Consider the following 6,659-nt stretch of genomic DNA (forward strand, 5'->3'; position numbering starts at 1 on the left):
CGGGAAAGCTGGCGGGGTTGGTCAGGGTCCCGAGCGAGCTGCCCGGAGACCCGCTGGAGTCGGTGTAGATGTGGGCGGTGAGGTCCGAAGAGCTGAAGCCGCTTTGGATAGCGTTGAATTCCACGTCAACGCTGCGCAGGCTGTAGCCGTAGCTGTTGGAGCCGGTGGTGAAGGCCTGAGCGACATCGTTGTCCAGAGATACATGACCATCGTCCGACTGGCCGGTGTTGCTGACCAGCGTCTGCGATGCCTGCTGCGCGTTAGCCTGCTCCGTGCTCAGCGCGAACACTACCGCCAGCAGCGCGAGGGCGAGAAGCGCCGCCCAAGGGCGCCTCACGAATCCGTTCCCGGAAGGAAGTGGGGGGGGGGGCTTCGCGCGCGGCCCGCCTCGACACTAATCCACACACATCATGCCTGATCATCTCAAGGCCTCCACATCCCATTGCCTATGCTACGATCTCCGCCCACATCCCGGCTACTCTAAACGCCGCAAATGGCCAGAATCAAGGAGAAAAGCCGAAACCCGCCTTGACTGGAGTTACCCCGCCTTTTCGAACACTTTGATGGTCCCCCGGTTTCGTGGAGTCAGCGATGTCGGTGAACGGAGACACCACTCCCGACGGGCGCTCTTGTCCTAACACCCCCAGACGTGTCGCGCAATCCCGCACCGCGCTCCCGCCTTTTTGCGCCTCCGCGGGCGTAGACACCCCGGCGGTGGCGGCCGCTCCGAGCAGCATCACGAACGTGAGCAATACCGCCATCCATCTCGCTGCGTCCTTACCTATACCTGTACCTCATCGGGGAATCGGGGCTGCTTTTGGCGGGTTTAATGGTTCCTTACTTTGGGGGCGCCGTGGCAGTGGGGGCTAAGCCCAGCATTCGTTCTGTGCTTGTTCGACTGTGATCGATGGGACTCCGGGGGTCGGGTGTTGGGTGACCAGGGTCACGCCTGTGTCGTGGAAGTCCAGGCCGGGGGTGTTCTCCGGTGTCCTGCCTGTTTTGGAGTATTCGACGATCGCGTCAACTCCGAGGGTCGCCATTTTGTGGGGATACTGCATCGATGTGGCGTCGATCTCGCCTGTGGCGACACGGCCTACTCCCTCACAGCTCCCGTCGATAGAAACGATCAGGACGTCGTTCTCCTTGCCTGCGTCTTTCAGCGCCAAGAACGCGCCGGCTGCGGCGGGCTCGTTGACCGTGTACACGACGTTGACTTCTGGATCTTGCCGTATCAGATCTTCCATAGCGGCGCGCCCCCCGGCTGCCGTGCCCATGGTGACAGCGCGCCCGACGATACGAGGATCGTCTTCGTCGTACATCGTGGTGGGGTCTCTGATGTCGACACCGAAGCCGCTCAGGAAGCCTTGGTTGCGCATAACATCCAACGTGATCCGGGCCTCGGACCCGTCCAGCGTAACGATCCTGACCGCAGGTACCGACACATCGGTCCTCGCTCGCGCCCATGCGCCTATCAACTCACCAGCCCTGAAGTTGTCCGTGGCGAAGGTGGCGTCAACAGAGTCCGGCGGGTCGAAGGGGGTATCTAGCGCGATGACCAATACACCAGCCTCTCGCGCCCTTCTCACTGTGTCGGTCAGAGCGGCCGGATCCGAAGGCGTGATGAGAATACCGGCAGCGCCGCTGGCGACCAGACTCTCGATTGCTTCGACCTGCGTCTCCCAGTCTCCGTCGTAGCTGCCCGCCATAGCGCGCAACTCGACATCCGCTTCTTCGGCTTGGCGGAGCGCGGCGTCTCTCATCGTCACGAAGAACGGGTTCGCGTCGGTCTTGGTGACGAGCCCGATCATCAGCCGATCCTCAGCGGCAGGATTCGTCACGCATCCAGCAACCGACACAGCAACCAGCACCCACGCCGCCCCTATCCGTGTCAAACGTCGCAAAACAGGAACACCCTAACCGCCATGCCAGCCGGTACGAACCGGGCCCGCCAAGACGGAGTGGATGCCGTTACGGCGACCCGACTTCGCAAGAACGTCGTGCAAGCCCGATCGTTCTCCGAGATGCTGGAACGCACCCTGCGCCGCTACGAGAACCGAGCTATCGAGGCCGCCGAGGTGATCGAATAACTGATCCAGCTGGCCAAAGAGATGCGTGAGGCCAACGCTCGAGGCGAGAATCTCGGACGCACCGAGGACGAATATGGTCTTCTCCGACGCTCTGGAAACCAACGACAGCGCCGTAGCCATCCTCGACGATCAGGTCCTGCGAACCATTGCTCAAGAGCTGGTCGAGAGGGTCCGCGACAACTGACCATCGACCGGACCTTGCGGGAAGACGTACCCGCCCGCCGCCGTGTTCTGGTCAAGCGCACCCTCCGCAAGTATGGCTACCCATCCGACAAAGCAGGAAAAGGCCACCCAAACCGTCCTACAACAGGCCGAAGTCCTCTCAGAGGCCCGGGCCGCCTAGCCCCCGCGGGGCCGGTACCCCTCGTTGACGACAGCTCCGCCGAGATTGTATGCGATGTGCAATCCCCCCGGTTTGTACTTTGTACACAATTCGTCATGTGCCGGATTCTGGGCTGTTTCAAGCCGTTGTTCCGTGACTGCTTGTCTAGCGTGTGAAGGGTACGTATCCGATAGGCGGAGGTTGCTCATGATCCAGGTGATCCGGAGGGTGTTCGTGGCGATCGCCGGAGGGCTGATGGTCCTTCTCGCTGTGGCCGGCTTCGCCCTCCCCGTCACTCCGGGCACCGCGCTTCTGGTCGGGGGTTTGCTCCTGTGGTCGACCGAGTTCAGGTGGGCGAAGGAAGTCCTCGTAAGGGTTCGCGCCTGGATCACGGACCAGTCTTCCAAGGGGAAGGACGGGGAGGGCCTCCGCTTCCGGCACCGAACCGGAACGGCCGGGCGCGCACATAGGGCCGAGTTCGGAGTCACTCATCGGCTCGGATGACCACGGACCTGATCGCTTCGACCGTGGCCACGTCCTACAGTCCGAGAGGGTCGGGCGCGCCCGCTCGGATGCCTCCAACCGGATCCGCCATCCTGCGGCCGGTAGGCATCGTTGAAGGTAGGGCGAGTTGACCGAGGTTCGGGAAGCGGGATGATCGCCGCCCGGTTTTGGCGCTCTCCATAGCCGGGGCAATAGTGCGCTGGTTGTGGAGGCTTGTAGCGCTTCTCGGGTTCGGTGGGTCTGCTCGCGGGCTGTTCGGCTGAGGTGGACGTGGACTCCGCCGAGGTCTCCGGGGACGACTTGAGGCTGCGGCTCAGGTTGCAGATCTGTAACCCAGACACACTGGGTTAAAGAGTATGCGCGTATAGGTGGGTTCCGGTGGTTGCCTTCAGCTTGTCGACCAGCGGGTCGGCCTTCAATGTCCCTGGTCAGGAGCAGTGACTCAATCCCTGGCGGTTGTGCCTTCCCCAGTTCAGGAGCTATCCGCGCACGCTCTAAGACAAGGGTGGTGGATGTCGGCCATCGTATCGAGGTGGCAGTGTCCGCTACGCCTGCCGGACTGCTAGGAGGCCCGGAGTGTCAACATCAGGTGATAGTCGCCCTGCCGACACCGTTAGCTGGCCGTGATGTGTTCGATAGGTCGTCTCGCAGTGTGGTAAAAGTTGGGCTGTCGCCTATATCGTGGCCGTATGATCGGGAGCGGTTCACGGTGGTCGACTATGAGGCGGCTCTCGCGGCGATGGTGGCCTGTCTTGAGGCCGGTGATCCGCTGATAGACGCGGAGGTTGTTGATGATCTGGATTGGCCTACCTACGACTGGCACAAGCCGAGGCATGAACGAGGTAACATGTCGGCACCGGCCGTCTCCGAGTGCTTCGATGAGCATCCGGAGCCCCCTACGCGGCTAGGTCGCAGTCCGGACGCGATTCGCTTGCAGCAACTGGCGACACCAGCGATGGGTGATCAACGCTGTCCCTCGTGCTGCTGATCTACTTCGTCTCCGCCAGATTCGATCCGGACCGTCGACCGCTTCACGATCGGATTGCTGGCACCATCGTGATCCGCTGGCCGGCCTGAGGCACGAACGGGCGCCGGTGCCCGTGTGAAGGCCACGAGTGGCCGTCCGGTTCGCCCGTGTCGACAGCGGGTAGCATTGGCGAGAGTGTGGATAGCCACGGCGTCGGTGGAGGGGTTGGTTTGGGCTTGGCGGAGGATCACGCGGCGGGGAACCTTGCTGGCTTAGCGGCGCGCGCTCACTCTCGGTACACGACCGTGGAGGCGGCGGCCACAGCCGCCCTTCGGGACGCGATACTGACGGGAGTGTTCCAGCCCGGCGAGCGGCTGCGCCAGCAGCGTCTGGCCGAGGATCTGATGGTGTCACGGGTTCCGGTCATTGGCGCTTTGCGGGCGCTCGAACAAGAGGGGTTGGTGACGCTCGTCCCTCATCGTGGAGCGACTGTGCGCATCCTCGAACCCGCCGAGATCCAAGAGACTTACCAGCTTCGCATCCTGTTGGAGACCTTCGCGTTGCGCAAAGCACTGCGGCGTATCACGACGCCCGAAACCGGAGAGTTGGCCGACCTCGCTCGCGAGATGGACGCTTCGGGGGACGGCGACCGGGCCGCCAGGCTCACTGAGCGGTTCTACCAGCGTATATACGCCATCGCCGGCTGTCCCCTCACCGCTGACATCGTGTCACGACTCCGCGCCAACGTAGGTCGCTACTGGCTGGGTCTCAGAGTGGTACACAAGCATCATTTGGCGCATAGCGTGATCGTCGATGCCATCCGTTCTGGCGACTCCGCGAAGGCTGAGCGGTGGATAGCCGATCACCTCACCCGAGTGTCAACCGAACTACAGGAACGGATCAGGAGAACCCGCCGTCTGCACACCGATGCCTCCACCTGATAGGAGCTGAGATGCCGTTACCCGCACCACGAACGCCGGAGATGCCACCGCTGCCTCCGATGCCGATCCCGCCGCCGATGGATGAGTTGCCGATGCCGCCCGAGCCGAGGCAGCTCAGAGGCGTCCACCGCACCCCGGAAATGCCTCAGTACCCACGCTAACGCCTTTCTAGCAGCTGATCTCTGAGCACCACAGCGAGAACGTCCCGCACATGATCAACGGTAAATCCCTGCTCGAAAGCCGTTTCCCGGATTTCGTGAGCCAAGTCATGGTTGCTGACGTGCTGGAAGGCGAGGTCTTCGATCTCGTAACCACGCATACCCTTGGCCTGATCATCAAGCCCCTGGGCTTCCCGCTCCGCCCAGCTCGTGGCCTTGACTGCTTCGGCGATCTTCTTGCCATAGTCCGTTAGCGTCCGTGGGCTAGCCGAACCGATGGGTGCGGCAGGCAACCGTTCGAATATCTTCTTGATATCCGCTCGAATCTCCCGCATGAACCCCTTGAGCTCGGTCAGGTTGGTATCCACCCTCCCGGTCCATCGTGCCCACTTCCAGAAGCCACCGACTAGAGCAACCACCACGATTGCTGCCGGAGCCACTATCCACTCCATGGGTCAGGAAGCAGCGGGTCTAGTCTGCTTCTGGTCGGCCTGGAGGAACATGGCCCGTGCCAGGTCCTGCGGGCTGCGAGGAGGCCGGACCTCCCCCACCCGCTGCTTCACGGACTTGCGGACTCTGCGGGGATGGCGCTGCGGTGGTCTGACAGCAGTCATCAGGGGTTGTTCCTTCCGTTTTGGGGTGTCGCCGTCGATACTAGTCACACACCTGGAACGAGACACCCGGAACAGGGCAGTTTCACAGGGAAAAGGACGCTGCTACCAGCCGTAACAGGATATGCGGAACAGGCTCAAGGGATCATCCAACTGTGTTCGGGACAGAGGCCCTTCACCGCCGCTCTGAGGAAGTAGTCCACCGTGTCCAGGTCCCAATCCTCCGGTGAGTCCCGGAACGCGACTAGTTCAATATCCCCCATGGGGCGCCGATGTCGAACTCGTAGCAGATAGCGTTGGCGACCTCGACCAGCCATCCGGGTTCGTAGAGGCTGAGCACGGGATGGATCGACATGAGCGCCTCGAACGTCTCCACATCGGTGAGGGTCGTCGCTGGCGCGGCAGCCTTCGGTGTGGTCGTTGTGGTGGTGGGTGACAGCCTCCGCCAATCCGGGGTGACAGTGACGGTCACCCCACCGGAGAGGAAGCTGTCATGAAGCCTGACCTGCGCCACCGTTGTGTCCAGTACAGACAGGGGCACGTCGAACAGCATCGACGAGTCGGTGCCCAACCCTGGGTTGATGCTCACAGGGGAATTGGTGGCGTAGGCGGACTCGTACTCGGCGCCGGCTACGATCAGCCGCTGTTCATCGGCAAGAAAGGTCTGCGGGTCGTCTTTCACGTTCGCGACCGATACCTCAACCAACACCCAAACGCCCAGCGGCACCTCTCGCGTGTCCGGCGGCGTCTCCGGCAGACCCACATAGTGGACTACGAACTCGAAGCTGCCGTCCCTGACCGGATCGCCGATTCCTGGAACCGTCGTAGTCGTGGACGCTCGAGTCGTGGCCGGCTGATCGGTGGCGGATTGCTCGAAGTCGCCACAAGCTGTCAGAACAACGAGAAACAGGAGGAGGGCGGCAAGGCGGGCCATGGTTGGCGGTCCCTTCGGTTGGGGTCTGGCATCCTTTGCCAACGAACACCCGCGACCGCAACCACCGAAGGGACCATGCACTGATGGTCCCCCGGTTTCGTGGAGTCAGCTCACTTGGATCAGTGGTGCGACAGC

6 protein-coding genes and 1 pseudogene are annotated in these 6,659 nt (G+C 62.4%); 3 read left to right on the forward strand and 4 right to left on the reverse strand.

Annotated elements, in window-relative coordinates:
- On the reverse strand, positions 1 to 337 hold a 337-nt coding region (locus tag OXM57_11935), incomplete at its 3' end, for a hypothetical protein (GenBank protein ID MDE0353389.1).
- A gap of 529 nt (positions 338 to 866) precedes the next feature.
- Positions 867 to 1,808 (reverse strand): substrate-binding domain-containing protein, encoded by a 942-nt coding sequence (locus OXM57_11940; GenBank protein ID MDE0353390.1) that lies wholly within the window; start codon positions 1,806 to 1,808, stop codon positions 867 to 869.
- A gap of 168 nt (positions 1,809 to 1,976) precedes the next feature.
- On the opposite strand from OXM57_11940, the pseudogene OXM57_11945 reads away from it, so the two are divergent.
- The 3 genes and pseudogenes from OXM57_11945 to OXM57_11955 all read left to right on the forward strand — a co-directional run bounded on the left by OXM57_11945 (position 1,977) and on the right by OXM57_11955 (position 4,821).
- A pseudogene (locus tag OXM57_11945) lies at positions 1,977 to 2,430 on the forward strand (DUF3387 domain-containing protein).
- A 186-nt stretch (positions 2,431 to 2,616) separates the two neighbouring features.
- Complete coding sequence (locus OXM57_11950) at positions 2,617 to 2,913, forward strand: hypothetical protein (protein ID MDE0353391.1); 297 nt, start codon at positions 2,617 to 2,619, stop codon at positions 2,911 to 2,913.
- Positions 2,914 to 4,185: 1,272 nt separating this feature from the next.
- The gene (locus tag OXM57_11955; protein MDE0353392.1) at positions 4,186 to 4,821 is read left to right on the forward strand and encodes a GntR family transcriptional regulator; all 636 of its coding nucleotides are present in this window, start codon (positions 4,186 to 4,188) and stop codon (positions 4,819 to 4,821) included.
- Between the two features lie 157 nt (positions 4,822 to 4,978).
- On the opposite strand, the gene OXM57_11960 is transcribed toward OXM57_11955, so the two are convergent.
- Positions 4,979 to 5,431: a hypothetical protein gene (locus OXM57_11960; GenBank protein ID MDE0353393.1), complete on the reverse strand. Its 453-nt coding sequence runs from the start codon at positions 5,429 to 5,431 to the stop codon at positions 4,979 to 4,981.
- Between the two features lie 403 nt (positions 5,432 to 5,834).
- Positions 5,835 to 6,524, reverse strand: coding sequence for a DUF4352 domain-containing protein (locus OXM57_11965; protein ID MDE0353394.1), 690 nt, complete (start codon positions 6,522 to 6,524; stop codon positions 5,835 to 5,837).
- Positions 6,525 to 6,659 lie beyond the last annotated feature (135 nt).

The organism is bacterium (assembly GCA_028820935.1).
Classification (GTDB): Bacteria; Actinomycetota; Acidimicrobiia; order Spongiisociales; family Spongiisociaceae; genus Spongiisocius.

What these genes read in the sequence shown, in the direction of transcription:
- OXM57_11940 (MDE0353390.1), bottom strand. Translation starts at nt 1,808, where the DNA reads ATGATCGGGCTCGTCACCAAGACCGACGCGAACCCGTTCTTCGTGACG.
- OXM57_11950 (MDE0353391.1), top strand. Translation starts at nt 2,617, where the DNA reads ATGATCCAGGTGATCCGGAGGGTGTTCGTGGCGATCGCCGGAGGGCTG.
- OXM57_11960 (MDE0353393.1), bottom strand. Translation starts at nt 5,431, where the DNA reads ATGGAGTGGATAGTGGCTCCGGCAGCAATCGTGGTGGTTGCTCTAGTC.
- OXM57_11965 (MDE0353394.1), bottom strand. Translation starts at nt 6,524, where the DNA reads ATGGCCCGCCTTGCCGCCCTCCTCCTGTTTCTCGTTGTTCTGACAGCT.